Raw genomic sequence first — 22,942 nt, 5'->3', positions numbered from 1 at the left:
TGTACGTTCGTACACATGGTAGCCTGTTCGTTCCATCCGTCCACCCGACCTATACGGTTACGTTGCATTGTTTCGGAGACTGACACGGCATGCCCTCTGAACGACGTCTGGATCCTGAGCGAAGGAGTCGCATCATTGATGCCACTCTGGAGGTCATCGCGCGTGATGGCGTGTCAGGCGCTACCCACCGCCGCATCGCAGCCGTAGCTGATGTGCCACTGGGCTCCATGACCTACCACTTTGACGGCATCGAGCACTTGCTCAAGGAAGCGTTCACCCGTTTTGCCTGGTCCATTTCTGCCCGCTTCGATGCTCTCCTGGGCGCAGCCAAGACACCCGAGCAAGCTCTCGACGCCGTGACCAATGTGATCTGTGGCGATTTCTGGCAGGAAGACAATGGTCGTGTCATGACGCTTTCCTACGAACTCTACGCCTACGCGAGTCGCAACCCCGCAATGAAGTCGATCATGCAAGACTGGATGTTTCGCAGTCAGCGGGCACTGGCGCAGCATTTCGATGCACGCACTGCCAGAACGCTAGATGCTCTGATCGAAGGGCTGACCATCCATCGCTCCGTTGAGCAAGAGCCGACGACCCGTGAAGATGTTCTGCGGGTGATCAGGTTGATCGTCAATGGCTGAATGCATTTGTCTACGCGGATTCGCTTGCGTCTAATAGTTAATTATATTAACTATTAGACAGGGGTAACCGCTGCTGTCATCCGGTGTCGCCTCTGTGATTGCTCTTTGACTGCTCCGACAATAAACACAAGAAGGACGCACCATGAAGCGAACCATTACCCACAAGACGCTGGCCGTTGCCGGCTGCCTGAGTGCTTTAGCTTTTATTATTCCCCTCGCCAGCGCTGACTCCACCCTCTCGTTGCAAGGTAGTTGCACCTCGCTGGCAAGCAAGCTTGCCAGGCTTGATAACACTCTGATTGACACAGCCACGCGGATTGATGTCGGTGAGCTCAAGGTCGGCGGGCATGATATTGCGGCCCACTGCTTGATTCAGGGGCGCATGAATCCTCGAACTGGTATCGATGGCGCCCATTATGCCGTTGGCTTTGAGATGCGCTTGCCCCTGGCCTGGAACGGACGGTTCTTCTATCAGGCCAATGGCGGGCTGGATGGCAGTGTAGTTACCGCTACAGGCGGGCTGGGCGGAGGGCCGGTCACTAATGCCCTCGATAAAGGCTTTGCCGTTCTGAGCTCCGATGCCGGTCATACGGCGCAACAGAACATGACATTTGGCATCGACCCGCAGGCCCGTCTCGACTATGGCTATCAGGCGGCCTTGAGACTGACGCCCATGGCCAAGCAGGCGTTACAGATAGCCTATGGCAGGCGGCCTGAACACTCCTACTTCGGTGGATGCTCCAATGGCGGTCGGCATACCTTTGTAGCCATGAATCAGCTGGCGAACGACTACGATGGCTTCCTGGCCGGCGCACCGGGCTATCGGCTTCCCCTGGCAGCGGTAGCCAGTATCTTTGGGGCGCAGCAGTATGCCAAGGTCGCCACGGATCCCAATGACCTGTCTACTGCATTCACTGCCCAGGAGCGTGCTTTGGTTGCAAAACGCGTCCTGGCACGTTGCGATGCCTTGGATGGTGCTATCGATGGGCTTGTGCAGGATTACCCGCGCTGCCAGCGTACGTTCAGTCTGTGGCGAGATGTCCCTACCTGTCGGGGTGAGCGCAACGGTCAGTGCCTGAGCATTGCGCAGAAGCGTGCCATAGACCCTATTTTCAAGGGAGCTACAACGCGGGTGGGCAAGCGATTCTATTCGAGTTTCCCCTATGACAGCGGTCTTGCGACCAAGGATGTAGCTTCCTGGGAGTTCGAGTCGCCTATCAGCCGTGACTCATTGGCCGTGGGTATTGTATTTGGCGTACCGCCGGTAAGCCCGGCGACGTTCGATGGCAAGTCGCTGGCCCTCAACAGCTCCATTGATGATCTGCTCGCACGAATCACACGTTCCAATGCGATCTACACCGAATCCGCCATGCGATTCATGACACCCCCGAATCCTACCCATCTTGAGTTACTGAGACAGCGGGGAGCCAAGGTCATGGTGTATCACGGTGTCAGCGATCCTATTTTTTCGGTCGACGATACCGTGGCTTGGTATGAAGGGCTCCAGAAAAGCAATCGCGGTCAAGCAGAGCGCTTTGCCCGCTTGTATACCGTACCGGGCATGGGACATTGCCAAGGCGGACCGTCCACCGATCAATTCGACATGTTGACACCTCTGGTCAACTGGGTTGAAAAGGGCAGGGCGCCAGAAGAGATCATTGCCACCGCACGCGGCGCAGGTAATGCAGGCGGAGTGAATGCTGACGTTCCGGCGGACTGGTCACCTGCACGGACACGCCCACTGTGTCCTTATCCGCGTATTGCTCTGTACAACGGCACGGGCGATATCGAATCGGCGGCAAGTTTCAGCTGCCGTGAACGGCCCCGTGGTTCGTCTGGAAACACGGAGCTGTAAGTCTGGTAGAAGCGCTCCGAGGAATGCTTCGGAGCGCTGCTGGCTTACTGGCCGGTTCTGGCCATTTTCAAAGGCAGACCGCACCGTGCATTACTGGTGCGTTGTAACAGGTGTGGCGGCCACATGCCTGGAATAGGCTGGGCCAGACGGATTTTAAGAAACTCGGTCGCGTCTGCTGCCCGCTCGCGACCACCACCGCCCGGAAAGTTGTTATCGTTGACCACCAGCAGGGTGCGCTCGTCCAGCGGCAGCACGTCTTCGATGGTGACATAGGGGAAGGTGAATACATTTGAGCCATCGCCGTTCAGGTCGTCTGGGTCGTCCAGGCGCATCAGATCGACCAGTTCGGTCTTGCGTACCACACCGCCATTAGGTACGGCACGGGTGTCGATCAGGTAGATCCGCTTGAACGGGACGCCATTGGTGGCTGTGCCGCCGTTACGCTCGATGACCAGAAAGCGATTATCGTCGATGGCTGTCATGTCCCCAATAGCATTGCCAGCAGCTTGGGTACGATAAAAATAGGTAACGCCAGTGAAGCGCTCATGATCGATGTCGAATTCGTTGATACGTAGCTGGTTAGCCGGATCACCTGTCACCGGTTTTTCCAGTAGGGCATACAATTTGTCACCACGGGGGTTGATAGCCATACCCTCAAACCCACCCGAGCCGCCCAGGTTGGCCGTGGCCTTTCCTGCCACAACGTCCTTGTTTTCCGGCGCGTAAACGCCTGGGAGTGGGATTTCGCTCCGCAATACGGTTCCTGAGCCGTCTGTCTTGACCAGATAAGGTCCGAACTCATCGCCAAACCACAATGCACAGTTCTTGTCTCGGCGCACGGACTCGACGTCCAGATCAGCACCAGTGATCAGGCGAGAGAACTGAATGGCGGGATCCACTTCGGGATTGGTGCTCTTGTTGTAGTAGTGAGCGTAATCCGCCTGGATAGGCATGGTCAGTTTACGGTTGACATCGTTGAGCGTGATTCGCGACGGCTCGGTAAAGCGAGCCAGAGGCATGCCGGTCAGAGCGTTGCTTGCGGTAATCGTACCAGTACCGCCGCGGCGGGTCTTGAAATCAACCCGTGCGCTATACAGACGCAGCAGGGCATCGGCAGAGTTGGCCTGAGTACCGAAGCCATTGTCTGTCAGGAACAGAAAACTGTTTTCATCAGCGCCTGGCAACACCGCGGAAAACCCCTGTACGGGCTGGAGGCTCTGATAAGGCGGTAGAAAGGTGCCATACGAATTTGGACTGATGAACTGGCCAGAAGTAGGCCCATCGGAAAACGTATCAGGTGGCATGACAGCCCAGCCTACCAGCGTGTTATTGGGAGACGCCAGCGCATGGGTAGACAGCACAGCCGCCAGCGCGACCCAGAGAGGCCGTACTTTTTTCATTGTTATCTTCTCCGTCCAGGAAGTGAGTGCACCGGTCGCAGGCCCATGGCCGCTGCTCCAGTGGTGCTGAGCACAATACGGCGCAAGTGTGTCAGGCATATGGCACCGAGCCGCACGGCTGGCGGTACGTTGACGCCTGTGCCAGAAGGAGAGGTATACGCTGAGGTTATACAGGCTCAAGGTGCGTGAAGCCCTTTCGACCCTATAAGGTGGCGGCAAAACATAGCCATGGCTAAAAAGATTAGCTCTATCTATCTGATAGACTTGATAAATTTCTTTGTGTATTGTGGCGGCTTCTTTGGGGAGTAGCCTGCTTTCGAATGCTTCGAAAGTGTTTATGTCAACATTCTCGGCATGCATGCCGTGGCATAAACGACCACCCGGTTGGCGAGACCATTGATATATCTGCGTTCAGGATCGGGCGCGTGGATATGTCATTGGATGTTAGCCCGATCGGTACGGAAATCGTGAATCCAGCTGCTCTCGTCTTACTTGCCTTAGCCATGTCCACGGATGCGTTCGCCGCTGCGGTGGGCAAAGGTGCCAGCCTGCATAAGCCTTGTCTGCGAGAAGCGCTACGCACCGGTGCGATCTTTGGCACCATTGAGGCCATTACCCCCGTCATTGGCTGGGCTGCCGGCCTTGCAGCTGCTCAGTTTGTACAAGAGTGGGATCACTGGATTGCCTTTACGCTTCTGTTAGGTCTGGGTCTGCGCATGATCTGGTCTGGCGTGAGAGAAGCAGAAGAGGTCGAGGAAAAGCCCACTCAGCACTCGTTCTGGTTGCTCGCCATTACGGCGGTAGCCACCAGTATCGATGCCCTGGCGGTCGGCGTGGGGCTTGCTTTCATCAACGTCAATATCATTGGCGCGGCGCTGGCCATCGGCTTGGCAACCATGATCATGGTGACTATCGGCGTCATGTTGGGGCGCGTGATGGGGGCTGTCATCGGCAAGCGGGCCGAGATCATTGGTGGGGTAGTGCTAATCGGTATCGGCTCGGTCATTCTGCATGAGCATCTGACCGCAGTAGCCGGCTGATCCGGCTGGGTGCCGTCCGTAATCGTTGATCAATTACGTCCTGTTTCATGTTTTAAAACCAGAGCGCCTGCGGTAGATGTCTGCAGGCGCTCTGTTGTTCTGGGAAGCGTTCCTGAGAAGGACTGGCGCTTCCAGGCTGCTTCGTTAACGCTGAACGTTAGGGAAGCGCTGCTTCAGGTAAGTATCCACTTCATTAAAGTCATAGCCCTGCTCTTTGGCCTTCAGGGCAAGGTCTGATACACATTTCGGACTTGGCGCATCTGCTGCCTCATCCTTACAGACGTCCGGCTGGGCCTGGGTAATGTATTCGCTGACTGAAGGTCTGGGTTTGACGGCATCGCCATCAAAGGTCTCGGACTTGGGCAGAATGAACTTGTTGACCACGATGGCAAACAGGATTCCCAGGATCGCAAGCGTTATGACATACGTAGCCGTAATGCGTTTACGCTTCGGGACATTCTCTAACTGGCTCAAATCAGCACTCCTTTCTAGAGGGATCGATAACATTGTCCTTCGGTTACGATTTAGTAACCCGCTTGTGACCAGAAGTTCAGCATTTTGCCGTGCAGGACGTTGATCCGAATCAATAAGGCGTCGATGTTGGAGTGAGCTAACAGGCCGGGCTGCGGATTTTCAGTGTTTCAGCCTGATAGGTTTTCCACTTATAAAGTGAATATGCTTGTGGATAATTACGGCTAGCCCATATACGGCAAGGGCTGGACAGAGTTGATCATTTTTTGATCAGTTTGAGATTGGGCAGCGACCAGCAGTAACCGGATCGCTTTGATTCATGAGGCGCCGGCGCGATAGGGTGAAAAGGTGGGGCCATACCCATCCTTCCAGACTCTCAAACCAAACGCCCCCGTTAGTACGGGGGCGTTTGGTTTCATCGGGTACAGTGCTATTTAGACCTGAGCGCTGCGCTCCTTGATTTCCTGGTGCAGAATGCGGTCGTTTTCGGAGTAATCGACCGGGCAATCGATTACATGTACGCCTGGTGTGTTCACGCAGCGCTCAACCAATGAGGCGAATTCCGCAGCGCTTTCCACCCGATGGCCCTGAGCGCCATAGCTTTCGGCATAACGGACAAAGTCCGGGTTACCGTAGTCCAGACCATAATCTTCAAAGCCCATCTGTGCCTGCTTCCAGCGGATCATGCCGTATCCGTCATCACGCAGGATGATGACCACAAGGTTCATCTTCAGGCGTACAGCGGTTTCCAGCTCTTGACTATTCATCATGAAGCCGCCGTCACCGCATACGGCAACGATAGGCGTCTGTGGATGAACCAGGCGTGCCGCCATGGCAGAAGGCAGACCAGCACCCATGGTTGCCAGTGCGTTATCTAGCAGCACGGTATTGGGCATGTAGGCCTTGTAGTTACGGGCAAACCAGATCTTGTAGATACCGTTATCCAGCGCCACGATACCATCCGACGGCAGTACCTTGCGCAGGTCTGCGACCATACGTTGCGGGTACATCGGGAAGCGGTCATCTGTGGAGCCTTCGGAGACATGAGCCTCATTGGCTTCACGAATGGTCAACAGGCGGTCGAAGTCCCAGGTTGGTTGAACTTCAATGGCTTCCTTGATTTGCCAGATGGCATTGGCGATATCGCCTACCACTTCTACCTGAGGGAAATACACCGGATCGACTTCGGCCGAACGGAAGTTGATGTGGATGACCTCCGTACCTCCACGCACCATGAAGAACGGTGGCTTCTCGATGACGTCGTGGCCAATGTTGACGATCAGATCAGCCGACTCCAGCGCACGGTGCACGAAGTCACCGGCCGACAGCGCCGCGTTACCCAGGAAACGGGGATGACGCTCATCCACCACCCCTTTACCCATCTGGGTGGTAATGAACGGAATACCCGTCTTTTCAATTAACTGACGCAGCACGCGCGCCGTCATCTTGCGATTGGCCCCCGCACCGATGACCAGGACTGGGCTGCGTGCGCCTTCCAGCTTGGATATGGCCGCCTGGATGGACTTGTATTCAGCGATGGGTCGGCGGGTCAGGCTGGGTGGAATCGGGGTGCTTTCAGTCTGCTCAGCCGCGATGTCTTCTGGAAGTTCCAGGTGAACCGAACCGGGCTTTTCTTCTTCAGCCAGACGGATCGCTTCACGGATACGCGAAGGGATATTGTCGGCAGAAGCCAGCTGGTGGGTGTACTTGGTAATCGGATCCATCATGCCGCAGACATCGATAATCTGGAAACGGCCCTGCTTGGACTTCTTGATCGGCTTCTGCCCGGTGATCATCATCATCGGCATGCCGCCCAGGTAAGCATAGGCGCCTGCAGTCACAAGGTTTGTGGCGCCTGGGCCTAACGTCGACAGACACACGCCGGTCTTACCGGTCAGACGACCATAGGTCGCCGCCATGAATCCGGCGGATTGTTCGTGACGTGTCAGGATCAGTTTGATCTGGCTGGAACGGGAGAGCGAGTCCAGCAGGTCCAGGTTTTCTTCCCCAGGAATACCAAAGATGTATTCCACACCTTCGTTTTCCAGACAACGTACGATCAAATCAGAGGCCTTGGCCATCACTTTTTCCTTCAGGTAGGGCGGTTAGAGAAGCTCCGACCCAAGGGTGCAATGCTGATAGTGATTTGTCCATGCCGCATGGGCCGTAGAAGAACAAATTCAGTAAAAAAATTCATTTTTTTGCAAAAAAAGCGAGGCGGAACAGACGAAATGTAGTGGTTTAGCTCAATAGCTACATGCTGACGCCTTAGCCTGACCGGATGCTAGTGAAGTGAGGCAATTTATAGCCCGCCTTAGGTTGTCTTTAAGGGTGCAAGGGGCTCTTTCAAGTTCGTACGGTAGATCTGCATGGATACGGAAGAGATAACGTTAAGCCTGGGCCGTGACTGGAACTCTTCAGCAACATCAGTAATCAAGCGCTTTTAAGAAGTTGCCCAAGTCTGCTGGCCAGCGGAGCAAACAGTTCCGTCGCCGTATTGCCATATCCAATTACCAAGCCGTTGTCCTCGGGCAGCGGTGACAAGGTATAACGTGACAGAGCCGCTGGAGTCATATTGTAGCGACTGGCCGCTTCAACTACCTTCTGATCACAACAATGTGCGGGTAGACGTAACGTCAGATGCATTCCCGCATTTCCACCCATGAGTTCATAGGGCATAGGGATGAACTGCTGGAGCGCGGTGCGCAAGATCTGTTGGCGCTCACGGTACAGACGCCTCATACGGCCTAGATGACGGCTGAAATGTCCCTTCTCGATAAAGGATGCCATCGCCAATTGCTCATGACGATGTCCTCCACGCAGCATTTCTGTCAGGGAGGCGCGGGTCGCTACCATCAGTGAGTGAGGCAGTACCATGAAACCCAGGCGAAGCGCTGGAAACATGGTTTTGCTGAAGCTGCCGATATACACCACCGGCGCATTCAGGACGAGGCCTTGCATGGCTTTTACAGGCTCACCGAAATGGCGAAACTCGCTATCATAATCATCTTCAATGATCCAGGCGCCATGCGCTCGTGCCTGCTCAATCAATGTCAGACGGCGGCTTACGCTAAGCACTGACCCCATGGGATATTGATGAGAGGGAGTGGTGTAGATCAGGCGAGGTGGAGCAGTAACCCAGTCAGCGGCTGCTACTGCCAACCCTTCTGTATCGACCCGTTTGGGAACGATATGTAGATCACCTGCACGCATTGCAGTCTTTATACCCCGGTAGCCGGGATCTTCAATCCAGGCCGTATCGCCTGGATTGGTCAGCAGGCGAACAGATAGCGCCAGGGCTTCCTGGGTTCCTTCGGTAATGATGATCTGTTCTGCCGTGCAGTTAACCCCGCGTGAAAGCGAGAGATAACGTGCTAGCGAGGCGCGTAAACGTGGATCACCCAACGGATCTCCATAGCCCAGACCCGAAGCGCCTGCACGGCTGATCTCCTGATCCAACACCCGTCGCCAGGTAGAGAGCGGAAAATAGGAGAGTGCCGGGATACCAGGCCGGAGTGCACCACTGGATTCGGCGAGCGCTGAGGCATCCCCTATCTGCTCAATGCGTCGGGCCAGTCCGACCGTGCATGGCGTATCATCTACAGCGGATACAGGCCTCTCGGACAATCTCGCGACTCGGGTACCGGTAGGGCTCGCATGAACATACCCTTCGGTGGAAAGTTGCTCATATACGGCAATAACCGTGTTGCGTGAAATTGATAACGCACTGGCCAGTTCACGTGAGCCGGGCAGCCGAGTGGCTGCCGCTAGCTGTCCCTTCAAAATAGCTGATTGAAGTCTTTCATAGAGCTGTGCCTGCAACGACGCCGCTGATGGGGCTCGAGAGAGTGGTGTGTCAAACAGCAACAGGGTTTCACGTATCGTATTCATCAGCTAAGTATGTGGCTCTATAAAAAAGCTCAAATGTGGCTCTTTTGGCAGAGCCATATCCTGAATACCGTTATAGCTCATTCAACTGTCGGTCAGGTAGATGATGAATCGGGAAGAAATACGGAACGTGTACCAACAACCCATAGGGCAGCCTCTGGCAGAGTGGACAGAGCGTTCACGGCCGTCTCGTACGGTAAAGGAGGGTCGCTATTGTCGCCTTGAGCCACTCAATGCTGAGATCCACGCATCCGACCTGTACGAGGCGTATGGTCATGCAGAAGACGGCAGAGACTGGACCTATATGCTGTCCGGCCCTTTTATTCATGAAGCGGACTATCATCGGTTTGCCGAGCAGGCTGCTGCGAGTGAGGACCCGATGCACTTCGCGGTGGTCGATCTACGAAGCGGTCGCGCGGTTGGGACGTTGTCCCTGATGCGGATAGACCCTGCCAATGGCGTTATGGAGGTTGGGCATGTTGCTTTCTCCTCACTCATGAAGCGCTCGATACTTTCAACCGAAGCACATTATCTGCTTATGTATCATGCCTTCGAGGACCTGGGCTATCGGCGTTACGAGTGGAAATGCGATAGCCTGAACGAGCCCTCGCGCCAGGCTGCGCTTCGCTTGGGGTTTCAGTTTGAAGGGGTATTCCGGCAGGCTCTGGTCTACAAGGGACGGAGCCGGGATACGGCCTGGTTTTCAATCATTGACACTGAATGGCCGGTACTGCGTAACGCATTTACGGGATGGTTAGACCCGGCCAACTTTAACGAGGACGGCCAACAGCTCCGTTCCCTTCAGGCATTCCAAAGGAGCGCTCGGGTAAACGATCCACTCGGTTGAGCCGACTTGGTTGATTCAGAGAAAAGCCGTAGCAGCTTTTACTCCGGCCTTCCTGCGCTTCAAACATGCTGGCCGCCATTGACATGGATCTCGGAGCCATTAATGTACGACGCGCCTCCTGTACATAAAAAGTAGATCAAGGAGGCCACTTCCTCGGGCTTACCCAGGCGATGAAGTGGAATATCGCGTTGAACGATTTCTTCCGTTCCGGGTGAAAGAATCGAGGTATCGATTTCACCTGGAGCAATGGCATTTACCCTGATGCCATGCGGGCCGAAGTCGTAGGCCATTTCCCGGGTTAGCGCCGAAAGGGCCGCTTTGGACGTTGCATAGGCTACGCCGGCGAATGGATGAACTCGCGACCCAGCAATGGAGGTAACGTTGATGACGCAGCCCTTGGCGGCCTTGAGCTCATTGAACAACCCTTTTGCCAGCAGGGCGGTAGAAAATAAGTTGACGTTGAATACCTTGATCCAATCGGCGTAGCCCATTTCCAACACACCCAGCCGTGAACCGGTCTCGCTTTTGGGTGAGATGCCAGCATTATTCACTAGCGCGTCAAGACGACCACCCAGTTTGTCGTGAATCAGCGCCAAGTTCTGCTCAACGCTATCGATGTCTTCGAGGTCGAGATGGATATGGTTCATCAATCCTTCGGACCAGGGGCAGTCTGCCGCCCAGTTCTGGCGTGAAGCGGTAAATACGCGCCAGCCTGCTGCATTGAAGTGCTTGACCGTGGCATGGCCGATGCCACGGCTCGCGCCCGTCAATAATAATGTCTTTTGCGTCATGGCCGTCTTCCTGAAAGGGGACACCTATCATAAGCATATCTGCCTATTTGTGGTGTACAGGCGGCCTAGCGGTTAAACCACTGTTCAAGTTCGGAAGAAAGGGCAGAGGCGTACACGTCACAGAAGCACGGTGTGAAGTGTGTGCCTACCGGCGTAGGTAGGCACACGAGTAGGCGTTAATGGTCCATTTCGTCTTTAGTGATCTTGCCACTGTGCGGGTCTACATGAAATTCATACTTCATGCCGTCCTGCTTGGTGCCTTCTCCTTCCCAATGCCCATCGTCCGCTTCGATCTTGGTGATCTCTGTATAGCCGGCAGCCTTGAGCGCAGCCTCCGCCTGATCTTTGCTGATCCAGTCAGCACCCGGCTGATCAGCCCAGGCTACACTGGCAGTCAGTAGTGAGGCTGTTAGAAAAGCAGTTATCTTTCTCATGGCGAGTCCTCATGATGGGTACGAGATAATTGAGTGCTCCTGAAGCGTGGAGTTCGCGTGCCTAACGTGTCGCGATACCCTTCTTGAGAACCGACTCAGTACAATCACCGTGGTTGCCTGTTCTATCGCCGTAATGGCGGTAAAGGCGTTTCCTGAGATTTCCACTATTCTAGGCCTGAAAAGATTCAAGCAAAATAATATTACATGTAATGGTTAAAAATACTTACATGTAAGTATTGCGCTGCCCTGGATTCAGGCGTAAATTTCCTTACATGTAATGAGTCTGGGAGGTCAGATGCCTCGCAAGAAACCACTGGATGATGCTACGGCCAAGGCAGGCTCCGGCAAGGGTAAAACGACTGCTGATTATGTGCGCGAAATGCGGACACGATTACGTGAGGCAGGTCTGGTAAAGCGTGAGTTCTGGATTCTTCCTGAAAACGTTAACGCCCTTCGGGGTATAGAAAAAGCGCTACGGCAGCCCTTTTTGGGCGAGAAAGTCAAACTGGAGGACTTTATGACCGAGAACACCAACTGGAGTATCAGCTCGCTGCACAAGGCCCTGGCCGAGCTGGAGGTGGTTGAAAAGGGCGAGATTGTTCTGACCGTTGCCGAAGGTGCGGTGCCCAGCATCAAACTTATCATGACCGAGTATGGCGACCTGCCGATTTACCTGGCGGTCTCCGGTGATCAGGTGTTAGTCGATGCCACGCTGTTTGAGGCGGGCAAAGTCAAGGATACCGTTGAGTTCAACAGCCTGCTGCTGCGTAGCCGGGACATGTTCCCCCTGTCCTCGGTAGGTATCGAATCGGTAGACGGTACAGAGATTTATTGCATGTTTGGTGCCTTGAGCGCGGCCTCGTCCCTGACGGTCATCGTTCAGGAGATCTACACCCTGGCGGAAAACGTGATTCGTGCTGCTGAAGCATTCGAAGACCATATCAAGGCCTGACCCTTTATTCGCATTGGAGTACACAGATGAGCATTTGGAAAAAAGTAGTAACCGCGCTTCGCGGTGGCGCCTCTGAAGTGGGCGAAGCAATTGTCGATCAGCAGGCAATCCGTATTCTTGACCAGGAAATCCGTGATGCCGAAGCCGCCTTGCTGCGGGCTCGTAACGGCCTGGTCGATATCAAGGCCAAGCACAAGCTCTCGCTGCAACGTCTGGATGCCTTCAAGGGGGACATTCAGAACTGGGAAGGCAAGGCGATGGCTGCGCTGGAGAAAGGCGAGGAAGGTCTGGCGACTGAGTGTGCAAACAAGGTAGCCGAGATCGAGGCCCAGCGTGATCAGGAGCAGGTGCTGGCGGATCAGTTCGGCAAGCAGACAGAAGCCCTGCATGCTCAGGTCATCAAGGCCGAAGCGCAGATCAAGGGGCTCAAGCAGCAAGTCGAGATGGCCAAGGCGCGGGAAACCGTTCAGAAGGCACGAGTGGCAACAGCTGCCGCTACAGGTGGTGCCAATGGTTCCCTGGAAACGGCTGTAGATTCGCTGGCCCGGATCAAGGCCCGTCAGGACGAGCAGGATGCTCGCCTGCAGGCAGCTGAAGAGCTCGCCAGCGCTTCCAACGGCGGTGATCTGGAGCGCCGTCTACAAGAAGCCGGGATTGGCTCCAAGTCGGGCGGCGGTGCTGATGTCCTGGCTCGCCTGAAGGCCAAGCAGTCCTCGGGCTCTGCACAATAAGCGTTACAGAAGGGCAGCCGAATCCTTCCGGCTGCCATTCTGTGTCATGAGAGATGTCGATGCGTACAGGAAAATGCCTGCCGGTTATCCTCATGTTGGCCGGGATCATGGTGCTGGTTCAACTGGTGAACACCTTGACGGCGAACAGCCTGGTACACCACGGAATCATCCCTCGTACGACCAGCGGTTTGCAGGGGCTCCTGTTTGCCCCTTTTCTACACGGATCCATCCGGCATCTGCTCAGTAACCTTGCGCCCTTTGTAGTGCTCAGCTGGCTTATTTCCAACGAAGGCCTCGAGCGCTATGTTCGGGTGCTCGTGCTGATTGCCATGTTGGGCGGACTGCTGGTCTGGCTGCTGGGTCGGCCTAGTATTCATGTAGGAGCCAGTGGGCTGATCTTCGGTCTGTGGTCCTATGTCCTGGCCCGCGCATGGTTTCAGCGGAGCCTTTTAAGTCTGTTGATTGCCGCAGCCGCCTTGCTGGGTTATGGCGGGCTGGTCTTTGGTTTTCTACCCGTGCCGGGTATTTCGTTCGAGTCCCACATCGCCGGTGCCGTTGCAGGCATAGTGGTCGGGTGGATCATGCATTCGAAGACATTACTGGCTAATGCCAGATAATCTCTACAATAAAGAAACAGGAGGTGCTTTATGAGTTGGATCAAGAGGGCGCTAGGCATGGAGGCGCCGCTCCCTAAGGAAAGGGCAGGTTCTGCACCTATCACCAACGCCAGCCCGCTGGGGCTGACCCGGGAGCGGATGATATGCCTGGACAAATCCCTGAAGCTACTGCTCGACGGGCACTCGCACGTTACCCTGCCAGGGGATGAAAAGGTCTGGGCGGTGGGTAATATCGACCTTGGCCAGTCCATGCGGCTGCTGCGTTTCTATCTGGACGATGAGGACTATTTCCTCCAGATAGTCATGAACGGCCCTAGCAATGATGACATCCAGGACATCATTCTTTTTGGCTATCACAGCGTCACCACGATCAACAGCAAGGCCGAATTGCTAAGCCTTTCGGGGCCGGGCGCAAAGCTGGGTATGCCGCTCTATGAGCTCGACGGCGAGGAGTATGAACGCCAATGGGGGACGGAAGACGGCCAGACGGAGCTGACGCCGCTCCTTGAGTACGTCAAAAGTCCAGAGCAGTCTTATCGAATCCGGCATAATTGCATGCTCTACGCACGCGAAATCGGCTTGGTGAATCGTCGGGAGTTTCTGCTCCTGTCGGTCGAGGAAGATGATGAGGGTGTCATCTCGCTGTCGACGGCCGTTGGCGTAACGCTACAACCTACAGACCTTCAGGTCCTCTGATAAGGAAATCTCCATGCTTGAAGCACTTCGTCTATCCCTGAACGCCGGCGCGGTAATGGGCTTCATCATTTATATTGTTGTTGCCGCTATCCTCTTCGCCTTGTTCCAGCTGATTTATACCCGTCTCACACCACACAAGGAATTTGCGCTCATTCGCGAGGGCAATACCGCGGCTGCCATTGCCTTGGGTGGCTCGCTGATCGGTTTTGCCCTGCCAGCGAGCAATATCATTGCCTACAGCGTAAGCGTTCTGGACTTTGTGGTTTGGGTAGTCATCGCCGCGGTCGTTCAGCTGTTGACCTTCCTTGGCACCAGCCTGGTGGTGAAGGACCTTTCTGCTCGTATCGGGCGAGGTGAAACGGCTGCGGCAGTGTATTCAGCCTCTGTCGCAATCAGTATCGGTTTTATCAATTCCGCCTGCATGACGCCGTCGGTCTGAGCCAGGAGGAATAACCGATGAGAAAACGCAGTTCCGTCAAGCTGGTATTGGCCAGTACCCTGCCGCTGGCGCTGGTCGCCTGTGGCAAGTCACAGAATACCGCCACCTACAGCGCCAGCCAGAACTTCAGCTCCGTGCAGCAGTGCGTCGAGGCCAAGGTTCCGGTCGATATCTGTTCGGATGCCTATATGCAGGCGATGGCTGATCACAAGCGCATCGCGCCGACCTACGACGATCAAGCGTCATGCGATGCCGACTTCGTACCCGGTTATTGCCAGGCGACATCCGATGGCAAGTACATGCCCAAGCTGGGGGGCTTTGAACTGGCCATGTCCGGAGACCTGCCCAAGCAGGCTGTCGAGCAGGCGAACAATCAAAGCGGCGGCGGAGGTGGTGGGGGCAGTCACCTTAACGGCCTGCTCATGGGACTCCTGATCGGCAACATGCTTAGTGGCTCGGGTAACAACCACTATTACTCGCAGCCGATTTACCAGGCGCGTGACAACCGCGGCAACTATTACAACTCGACGCTTTCGCGCCAGATCGAGCAGGGTAAGACATTCAGCCGTTCGACGCAGGCCAGGACCAGTCCTACCAACAGCTATACCTCATCCACTCTGGGCAGAAGCCTGAGTCGAAATTCGGGAACATCCGGGTCAGCCGTATCTTCCACCATCTCTCGCGGAGGCTTTGGCAGTCAGGCCAGCGCTCGTAGCGGCTGGGGTGGCAAGAGCAGCGGTGGATACAGCAGTAGCTAAGGACATTCGAGCATGAAAAAGATCAGCATCGAAGAGCGCCCGGATTGGCGCGAGACCCTAGAGCGTGAAGGCTTCAACTTTCACACGATCGATGGCGAGCGCTACTGGGATGAACGGGGTTACTACCAGTTCACCGAGGCCCAGATCACCCGCGATCTGGAGCAGCCAACCCGGGAACTGCATGAGATGTGCCTGGATGTTGTCGACCGGGTTGTCGACAGCGAAGAGCTGCTCGAAGGTCTCGCCATTCCCTCGGCCTTTTTCGATCTGGTCCGCAGCTCATGGAAGGAAGGCCACCCGCATTTGTATGGGCGATTCGATTTTGCCTACGACGGAAGCGGGCCGGCCAAACTGCTGGAAGCCAACATGGATACGCCTACCTCGTTGCTTGAAGCAGGGTCCGTGCAGCTGTTATGGCTTGAAGATCAGATTGCCCGTGGCGTGTTGCCGCCTGAGGCAAATCAGTTCAATACCATCGCCGAAGACCTGGTACGTGCCTTTGCTGCATTTCCTGTCGGTGGGGCTTTCTATTTTTCGGCCATGTCGGGCTCGGTCGAGGACCGCGGTACGACAGATTTCTTGCGTCGAATGGCGGCACACGCCGGAATCGATGCGCGGCATATCAATGTGGAGGATATCGGGCTGACGGCTGAGGGGCGGTTCGTGGATCTTGAAGGACGTTGGATCGAGCGGCTCTTCAAGCTCCATGCCTGGGAGCATATCTTCAGCGAAGAGTTTGGCAAAGCCGTACCACGATGTGATACGCAGTTCGTGGAGCCCGCCTGGAAGTCTTTGATCAGCAACAAGGGTATTCTGCCGCTGTTGTGGCGATTCAACGAGGGACACCCCAATCTGCTGCCGTGCATGGTCGATGCTGATCCAGCAAAGCCGGTTCCCAAAGGTTGGGTGCGCAAACCCTTCTTTTCGCGGGAGGGTGCCAACATTGAAATCCGCACCGATGAGGATCAGGTTGTCAGGGAAGATGGTCCTTATACGGACGCGCCGTACATACTCCAGGCTTTTTCACCGCTCCCACGCTTTGGTGACAGTTACACCCTGATCGGCTCCTGGGTGATTGCCGATGTAGCTTCGGGTATCGGCATCAGAGAAGATGACAGCCTTATTACCAAGGACTCCAGCCGGTTTTTACCGCACGTGGTATTGGGTTGATAGCGGCTATAACCCACCCGGCGTGGCACTGACTGCGCCGCTTGCTGGTATCGCACTGAACCTTCTTTATGGCTCCATCCAGATGTTACGCAGGATAAGCCTGTTAGTCCCCGGCCATCATTTGCTTGTTACATCTCTGTCTGCGGCGCTCAGCCTACAGGCCTGCTTCTAAAAATCTTCTCTAAGCGACGAAACTTAGCTGTTATCTGCGGTATTGCCTGTGCGTGGCAATCAGCAGTGTCATTGTATTTTCATCGTGAAGGTTTTTGATAGGCGAGGTTTGTCGGAGTCGGCATCTGGCTCGGGTGCTTCGTTATGTATTGACGATAGCATCCTGGTGAGAGGCCGAACCCTATAGCCATACCTCATCCATGCCCAGTCTAACCAGTAGGGAGTTTTGCGGCCTGTTTACGTAAGCTCATGTAGTCACTGACTTGTCTGGTCCACCACAAGAAGGAATAGGCAATGACCGTCAAGGCTGTAAGTAATAACGATAACCCGCCAGCAGGCTCGGAGTCAGACAAAGCCTGGAATCAGGCAGTGGAAGATGCCAAGGAGGTCGGCATCCGCTGGGAGCGCCCTAAGGACGATACGCGTTCGGCTCAGGAAATCATCGACGACAGTCCGCTACTCAAACATCTGGGCAACCAGAGCGGGGTGAAGGACAAACTCAAGGAGCGGGTGGGCGATTTCGAGAAGGACGCTGACGCCGCATATCGGGCTGTTCAGGTGCTTGAGCACGTAGTGAAGATTGATGAAAACGGCAATCGCATCATCGGTGACAGCAATGTCGATAATGATCGAATCGATGGATTCACCAAAGGGGGCGATGCAAAGCACGGTACTGAAGCTGGCCGCCTACAAGACTTTGGCAAGTATGGGTTCTCTTTTTTGAAGGGCGAGCTCCATCAGGTCTCTTTAGCTGGTAATAACGACAAGGCTCGCGAGCAGGCAGAAGCGCTGGGTATCCGCTGGGAGCGGCCGGAAGGTGATGATCGCTCCGCGCAAGACATTATTGATTCCAATCCCTTGCTCAAGAACCTGGGCAACCAGAGCAACGTGAAGGACATGCTCAAGGAGCAGGTAGGTGATTTTGAAAAGGACGCCGATGCAGCCTACCGGGCTGCACAAGTGTTGGAGCATGTAGAAACGTTGGACGCCTCTGGTGAGAAGATTGCCGGAAAAGACGTGGGTAATGGCAGTATCAACGGCTTTACCAAGAGTGGTGAGGCGAAGCACGGCACTGAAGCCGGTCGGCTGCAGGATTTTGGTAAGTACGGTTTTTCTAGCCTGAAAGGTGAGCTCAAGGACCCTGCAGCGGTAGCGGGTGACAAGCAGGCCCGTGAGCAGGCCGAGAAGCTAGGCATCGTATGGGAGCTGCCTCCGAACGATAAGCGCTCGGCCCAGGATATTATCGACAGCGATCCGCTACTCAAGAATCTGGGAAACCAGAGTGGCATCAAGGATATGCTCAAGGAGCGAGTCGGCGATTTTGAAAAAGATGCCGATGCAGCCTACCGGGCTTCACAGGTGCTCGAACACATCGAGCGCTACGACGGTGAAGGCAAGGTTCTTTCTGGTAGCGATATTGGCGATGGCAAGATCAATGGCATCACCAAGGGCGGCGAAGCAGAAAATGGCACTGAAGCCGGCCGACTTCAGGATTTTGGCAAGTACGGTTTCTCCAATCTCAAGGGGCCAGAGCTTACCGAAGAAGGGAAAATCGATTTTGCACGCGAAAGTGCAGGCCTGCCACCAGATACCGAAACGGATGTCGCCAACCTGGAAACCACCACAACTGATCCAGCGGACAAGAACCGCAAACTTACCGTGAGCGAACTGACGTGGCAGAACCTGCTCGCCGATTGGAAAAAGGGAATCGACAACGGCAGCATTGCCAAGGACGATGACCGCGCCAAGCTCTATAACGCCTTGCGTGCTCAGAGCGCCAGCGAGAACGGGTTGGACATGGTCGTGCTGGACATGTCGATGGGACAGGGTACAGCCAAGGTGAGCGGTAAAGACCTGTCTTCCATCATTGATAAGGCCAAGGTGGACGAACAGGTCGGCAAGCTCTTCGGCTCGGAAAGCGTACAGAAGGATTTCCAGGCTCAACAAAGTAAGGCCCTGGACGCACTGCCGAACAAGGACGCTGTGCGCGAAAAACTCGAGACCATGGCCTTCTCCGAGGAGTACTCGCGTTATATCGCCGAACTCAAGAAGAATGGCAAGGATGAACTGGCGGAGGCTGACATCGGCAAGACCTACGCTTCGCTGGCGGCCTTCGACCCAGACAAGGCTGCGCAGTTTTCCCAGCACATGATGATCGACGCCACGACAATTGATCTCGACAAGCTGCTGGCCGATCCCTCGGGAATCAACGACGAAAACACAGTTCTAGCTACCCAGGACACCATCAAGACGCTCCTGACCGCACTGAAAAAAGGCGGTATCGACCTATCGCGGCGCACCGTGGAAACCGAGCGCTTCGTACAGGAGTTCCTGGGTAACAAGCAGACTGCAAAAGCATTTGGCGAAGCACTCAAGGAATTGGGGGCGACCTTTAGCAAGAACGGGGTCGTGACGGCGGATGACATCAACAAGGTTATGAGCAAAGACGTCTACAAGACCTTGGGTGAGGGCGCCCATGGCAGCATGCTCAAGACCATTACCGAGCTCAACAGCAACGGTGCGTTGGGGTCTGCAGGTGGTCTGATTTCCCTGGCTTCCGGGATCTACCAGATTGCAGGCAAGGGCGGCACGCTGGCGGATACTCCAGAGGAGCGCCTGGCGATTGCAAAGGACTTTGTCAGTGTTTTGGGCGCAGGGCAGCACTTCGTGAACCTGGGCAGTAATATCGTCGATAGCATCTGGGGGACCAAGATCAACCAGATGATGGGGTTGGACAAGTCCTTGCCGCAGATCTTTGGTAAGGATGTACCGGAAGGTTCTGGCAGAAACCTGAGCCTTGTGGAGGGTGATCTGAAAAAGATCTATGAAGGCTTCAACGCAGCGATTGATGCGGCCCCTGTTCCCGATCAGCAGAAGCTGGCAGCAAAAATGGATCTGACGCCGGAGCAATGGACAACGCTGAACGAAGGCTTCCGTGACGGCTTTGCCAAAAATCCGGGGCTTAAGGGCAGCACCCCTACCAGCCGTGGCGTTTCGGCATTCCTGCGGGTCATGGATGCAGGCGCTAATACCTTCACCGGGGTCGCTGACATTGTGCTGGGTGGCTTGAAGATCAAGTCAGGTCTTAACAGCAATGACAAGGTCGCCGTGGCGCAGGGTGCTATTACTGTTGCTGCGGGCGCCTTCAACTTTGCCGGTGGCGGCGCACAAATGGCCGCGGTCATGGGAGCCAACGCCGTTCGTGCCCTGGCGGGGCCGCTGCTATGGGTTGGCGCAGCATTGACAGTGGCGCTGACGCCCTTCCTGATCGTCGAGGACATCAAGCACAACAACCGCATGGATGCTCATCGCGAAGATTTGCAAAGCCTGATCAACGATCTGAATGATCAGAACCTGCTCACCGCCGATGGCAAACAGCGCTTCGAGTTTCTGGATGAGTACATGTACAACTACGGCCAGCGTGACGCACCGGAAGATCTCAGTATCTTCGAGTACCGTGAAGAGGAATATGAGTTCTTTGCAGACGGAGGGCATTTGCCGTCGCCCGGTTTTGACGACGTCGAGCATGAAGATTACAAGGGGGATGGTGCCAACCTCGATACACAACTGGCGTAAGCGAATAGCGATGAGTTGAATCAAGGACTGAGCTGCGACTCATAGCAAAACAGCAAGGCGGGCCAGGGAAAGGCCCGTCTTGCTGCCTGTCTTACTTGACGCCCGCCTGTAGCGGCGTTATGCCCTGCGGCCTAATCATCTACCCCCTATATAAGTGGCACCGACCAGTCCGGACAAGCTGCTAGTCAAGAGCATGACAGGGACACCTGCATTGATCTGCATTTTCAAGCGCCCTACGGATATCCGGCGTATCGTGAGACGGTCTTGCACATTGCCTGGAGAAAGCATGCAAGACCGCAATGTTGAACGATTGGCGCAAGCCGATCAGCCCTTGTGGTAGCTTGGCGCAAGTTTGTAGACCGAGGTATTCAGCCCCTCGAAGCGTGCCTTGAGTTGGAGAGCCAAATACAGAGAATAATGTCGGGACTGATGGAGATTGCCCCCATGGAACCAGAGGTTGTCTTGCTGGGTAGGCTTCCACATATTACGCAGCTCTCCCTCGTATGGGCCTGGGTCCTTGGTGGTACCTGACCCAAGCCCCCAGCACCGGCCTACTTTGTCAGCCACTTCCTGTGAGATCAGCTTGGCGGCCCATCCATTCATCGAGCCGTAGCCGGTGGCGTAAACGATAAGATCAGCCGGTAATCGGCTGCCATCGGTCAGGACTACGGCGTCTGGCTCGATATGATCGACGCCCAGTCCTTTCCCGCTCTTGAGCTTGATAGTGCCATTGGCGATGAGCTCCGACGCCCCAACATCAATGTAATAGCCTGAGCCGCGGCGAACATATTTGAGGAAGAGGCCGGATTCATCGTCCCCGAAGTCCAACATGAAACCGGCTGCGCTTAACCGCTCATAGAAGTCCTTGTCTCGTTCCTTAACACGGTCGAAGGCCTTGCGATGGAATTCAGGCAGCACACGGTAGGGCAGGGAAGCGAACAGCATGTCGGCCTTGTCTGCCGTGATCCCCTGCTCAAGGGCATCCTCGGAGTAGAGGGGGCCGAAGACGATTTCCATCAACGAATCGGAGCGTACGATATGGGTGCTGGAGCGCTGCACCATGGTAACGTCCGCACCGTTTTCCACAAGATCGGCGCAAATGTCGTGGGCCGAGTTGTTGGCTCCGATAACGACTGCCCGTTTGCCACGCCAGGCATCGCCTCCTGGATGTTGGCTGGAATGATACTGCTGCCCGGCAAACGTTTCAGCGCCGGGGTAAACGGGAACATTGGGTACACCCGACATACCGGTCGCCAGAATCAGCTGGGTAGGTTTAAGCGTAATCGGTTTGCCGTCACGTACCACCTCTACGGTCCATTGCCGCGCAGTCTCGTCATAAGAGGCTTTGACGCATTCGGTCTTTGCCCAGTAATTGAGCTCCATGACTTTAGAATACATCTCCAGCCAGTCGCCGATCTGATCTTTGGGCGTAAAGACGGGCCAGTGATCAGGGAAGGGCAGATACGGCATGTGGTCGTACCAGACGGGATCATGCAGGCAAAGCGACTTGTAGCGACCACGCCATTGATCGCCCGGTCGTTCAGCCTTGTCGACGATCAAGGTAGGAACGCCAAGGCGCTTGAGCCGTGCGGCAAGCCCCAGACCGCCTTGCCCACCCCCGATGATCAGACAATAGGGTTGTTCGGTGATACCCAGGGCTGCCTCCTCGTCACGGCGTTTTTCCAGCCAGTTGCGCTTGTCGGCATAACCATGTCCATGCGTTGCACCCATGGGGCGACGCCGCCCGGAAGGCTCCTCGAACCCTTTGAGCTCACGCATGGTGGTGAGGAGTGTCCAGCACAGCCCGTCTTTGAGCCGCACATAACCTTTACCACGGGCAACGTCTGTTTCCAGACGGATCCAGCCTTCGAGTACACCGTCGGTTAGAGTCGCCTCGCCCTCCAGTGTCCAGTGATCAGGTTGGGTCTGTTCGAGGCGCTCCTCAAGCATTTCACGAATCGCGGTTTTGCCCTCCAGCGTAATCAGGTTCCAGCTGAACAGCACCAGATCACGCCAGTGGCAGTCATCGGCAAACAGCTCAAGTGTGCCATTGATGTCTCGTGCAGCAAGGCGGCTGCCGAAGCGCTCTATCCAGTTGGAGAGCTGGGCTGTGGGGGATTGCGCTTGCGATACGGCTGTAGGATCAATATGAATATTCATAGGTGTCTCCTCCCGGACTAATTGTTGTTGTGCGCAGTCCGCCCCGGGTCGGCAAGTCCGCGTCGGCTCAAACAGGTCTGTCGTGACGGGGTTAGTTAAACCGTGCAACGGGTAAGAGGGTGAGGGCTTCCCGGTACCAGGCACGCCGGCGTAGGAGGGATTGTTCAGCGGGCGTAGCGTGCTGCTCCCTTGAATCGATAATGGATGGCCTTGGCGTACCGTATGGCAGGGCGAAAACGTTCCTGCTGCAGAAAAAGGCGTAACGCATGAATGGACTCTCCTGATCGTTGTTGTTGTGCAGGGGA

Annotated in this window: 19 protein-coding genes and 1 riboswitch; of the genes, 12 read left to right on the top strand and 7 right to left on the bottom strand. The window is 55.4% G+C overall.

Going from position 1 to position 22,942, the window contains the following annotated elements; translation table 11 throughout:
• The first annotated feature begins 89 nt into the window (after positions 1-89).
• The gene (locus PLU01S_RS17070) at positions 90-641 is read left to right on the top strand and encodes a TetR/AcrR family transcriptional regulator (RefSeq protein ID WP_074829108.1); all 552 of its coding nucleotides are present in this window, start codon (positions 90-92) and stop codon (positions 639-641) included.
• A 142-nt stretch (positions 642-783) separates the two neighbouring features.
• Positions 784-2,496: a tannase/feruloyl esterase family alpha/beta hydrolase gene (locus PLU01S_RS17065; protein ID WP_074829104.1), complete on the top strand. Its 1,713-nt coding sequence runs from the start codon at positions 784-786 to the stop codon at positions 2,494-2,496.
• Positions 2,497-2,540: 44 nt separating this feature from the next.
• Here PLU01S_RS17065 and PLU01S_RS17060 read toward each other — a convergent pair whose 3' ends face one another.
• A complete protein-coding gene (locus PLU01S_RS17060) occupies positions 2,541-3,896 on the bottom strand; it encodes an esterase-like activity of phytase family protein (protein ID WP_074829101.1) in 1,356 nt (451 codons plus the stop codon).
• Positions 3,897-4,189: 293 nt separating this feature from the next.
• Positions 4,190-4,354: riboswitch (yybP-ykoY riboswitch) on the top strand.
• A gap of 9 nt (positions 4,355-4,363) precedes the next feature.
• Between PLU01S_RS17060 and mntP the strand changes: the two genes are divergently transcribed.
• Complete coding sequence (mntP, locus tag PLU01S_RS17055) at positions 4,364-4,936, top strand: manganese efflux pump MntP (protein WP_074829148.1); 573 nt, start codon at positions 4,364-4,366, stop codon at positions 4,934-4,936.
• Positions 4,937-5,080: 144 nt separating this feature from the next.
• Here mntP and PLU01S_RS17050 read toward each other — a convergent pair whose 3' ends face one another.
• The 3 genes from PLU01S_RS17050 to pdxR all read right to left on the bottom strand — a co-directional run bounded on the left by PLU01S_RS17050 (position 5,081) and on the right by pdxR (position 9,298).
• Positions 5,081-5,410 carry a hypothetical protein gene (locus PLU01S_RS17050; protein WP_010798807.1) on the bottom strand — a complete coding sequence of 110 codons (330 nt, stop codon included), beginning with the start codon at positions 5,408-5,410 and terminating at the stop codon, positions 5,081-5,083.
• Positions 5,411-5,841: 431 nt separating this feature from the next.
• Complete coding sequence (locus PLU01S_RS17045; RefSeq protein WP_010798806.1) at positions 5,842-7,488, bottom strand: acetolactate synthase large subunit; 1,647 nt, start codon at positions 7,486-7,488, stop codon at positions 5,842-5,844.
• 352 nt (positions 7,489-7,840) lie between these two features.
• The gene (pdxR, locus tag PLU01S_RS17040) at positions 7,841-9,298 is read right to left on the bottom strand and encodes a MocR-like pyridoxine biosynthesis transcription factor PdxR (protein ID WP_074829099.1); all 1,458 of its coding nucleotides are present in this window, start codon (positions 9,296-9,298) and stop codon (positions 7,841-7,843) included.
• 127 nt (positions 9,299-9,425) lie between these two features.
• Between pdxR and PLU01S_RS17035 the strand changes: the two genes are divergently transcribed.
• A complete protein-coding gene (locus tag PLU01S_RS17035; RefSeq protein WP_233432229.1) occupies positions 9,426-10,142 on the top strand; it encodes a GNAT family N-acetyltransferase in 717 nt (238 codons plus the stop codon).
• 59 nt (positions 10,143-10,201) lie between these two features.
• On the opposite strand, the gene PLU01S_RS17030 is transcribed toward PLU01S_RS17035, so the two are convergent.
• Both PLU01S_RS17030 and PLU01S_RS17025 read right to left on the bottom strand, forming a co-directional pair.
• Positions 10,202-10,933, bottom strand: a complete 732-nt coding sequence (locus PLU01S_RS17030; protein WP_074829093.1) for an SDR family NAD(P)-dependent oxidoreductase — start codon at positions 10,931-10,933, stop codon at positions 10,202-10,204.
• A gap of 176 nt (positions 10,934-11,109) precedes the next feature.
• Positions 11,110-11,367: a PepSY domain-containing protein gene (locus PLU01S_RS17025; RefSeq protein WP_010798802.1), complete on the bottom strand. Its 258-nt coding sequence runs from the start codon at positions 11,365-11,367 to the stop codon at positions 11,110-11,112.
• Positions 11,368-11,662: 295 nt separating this feature from the next.
• Here PLU01S_RS17025 and PLU01S_RS17020 point away from each other — a divergent pair, with 295 nt between their 5' ends.
• The 8 genes from PLU01S_RS17020 (at position 11,663) to PLU01S_RS26005 (ending at position 20,477) form a co-directional block, all read left to right on the top strand.
• Positions 11,663-12,319 (top strand): YjfI family protein, encoded by a 657-nt coding sequence (locus PLU01S_RS17020; protein ID WP_074829145.1) that lies wholly within the window; start codon positions 11,663-11,665, stop codon positions 12,317-12,319.
• 26 nt (positions 12,320-12,345) lie between these two features.
• Positions 12,346-13,050, top strand: a complete 705-nt coding sequence (locus PLU01S_RS17015) for a PspA/IM30 family protein (protein WP_010798800.1) — start codon at positions 12,346-12,348, stop codon at positions 13,048-13,050.
• Positions 13,051-13,109: 59 nt separating this feature from the next.
• Positions 13,110-13,667, top strand: coding sequence for a rhomboid family intramembrane serine protease (locus PLU01S_RS17010; RefSeq protein WP_010798799.1), 558 nt, complete (start codon positions 13,110-13,112; stop codon positions 13,665-13,667).
• A gap of 30 nt (positions 13,668-13,697) precedes the next feature.
• Positions 13,698-14,363 (top strand): DUF2491 family protein, encoded by a 666-nt coding sequence (locus tag PLU01S_RS17005; protein ID WP_010798798.1) that lies wholly within the window; start codon positions 13,698-13,700, stop codon positions 14,361-14,363.
• Between the two features lie 13 nt (positions 14,364-14,376).
• Positions 14,377-14,802, top strand: coding sequence for a DUF350 domain-containing protein (locus PLU01S_RS17000; protein WP_019364662.1), 426 nt, complete (start codon positions 14,377-14,379; stop codon positions 14,800-14,802).
• Positions 14,803-14,819: 17 nt separating this feature from the next.
• Positions 14,820-15,560, top strand: coding sequence for a DUF1190 domain-containing protein (locus tag PLU01S_RS16995; RefSeq protein ID WP_010798796.1), 741 nt, complete (start codon positions 14,820-14,822; stop codon positions 15,558-15,560).
• A 12-nt stretch (positions 15,561-15,572) separates the two neighbouring features.
• The gene (locus tag PLU01S_RS16990) at positions 15,573-16,730 is read left to right on the top strand and encodes a glutathionylspermidine synthase family protein (RefSeq protein ID WP_074829090.1); all 1,158 of its coding nucleotides are present in this window, start codon (positions 15,573-15,575) and stop codon (positions 16,728-16,730) included.
• Positions 16,731-17,195: 465 nt separating this feature from the next.
• Positions 17,196-20,477, top strand: a complete 3,282-nt coding sequence (locus PLU01S_RS26005) for a hypothetical protein (RefSeq protein WP_074829088.1) — start codon at positions 17,196-17,198, stop codon at positions 20,475-20,477.
• Positions 20,478-20,801: 324 nt separating this feature from the next.
• Here the strand turns inward: PLU01S_RS26005 and PLU01S_RS16980 are convergent, their stop codons facing one another.
• On the bottom strand, positions 20,802-22,637 hold the full coding sequence (locus PLU01S_RS16980) for an NAD(P)/FAD-dependent oxidoreductase (protein ID WP_074829085.1): 1,836 nt from the start codon (positions 22,635-22,637) through the stop codon (positions 20,802-20,804).
• Between the last annotated feature and the right edge of the window lie 305 nt (positions 22,638-22,942).

The sequence above is a fragment of the Pseudomonas luteola NBRC 103146 genome, from assembly GCF_002091675.1.
Classification (GTDB): Bacteria; Pseudomonadota; Gammaproteobacteria; order Pseudomonadales; family Pseudomonadaceae; genus Chryseomonas; species Chryseomonas luteola.
The sequence above is the reverse complement of the archived record's forward strand: the minus strand, read 5'-3'. Positions and strand labels throughout refer to the sequence as shown.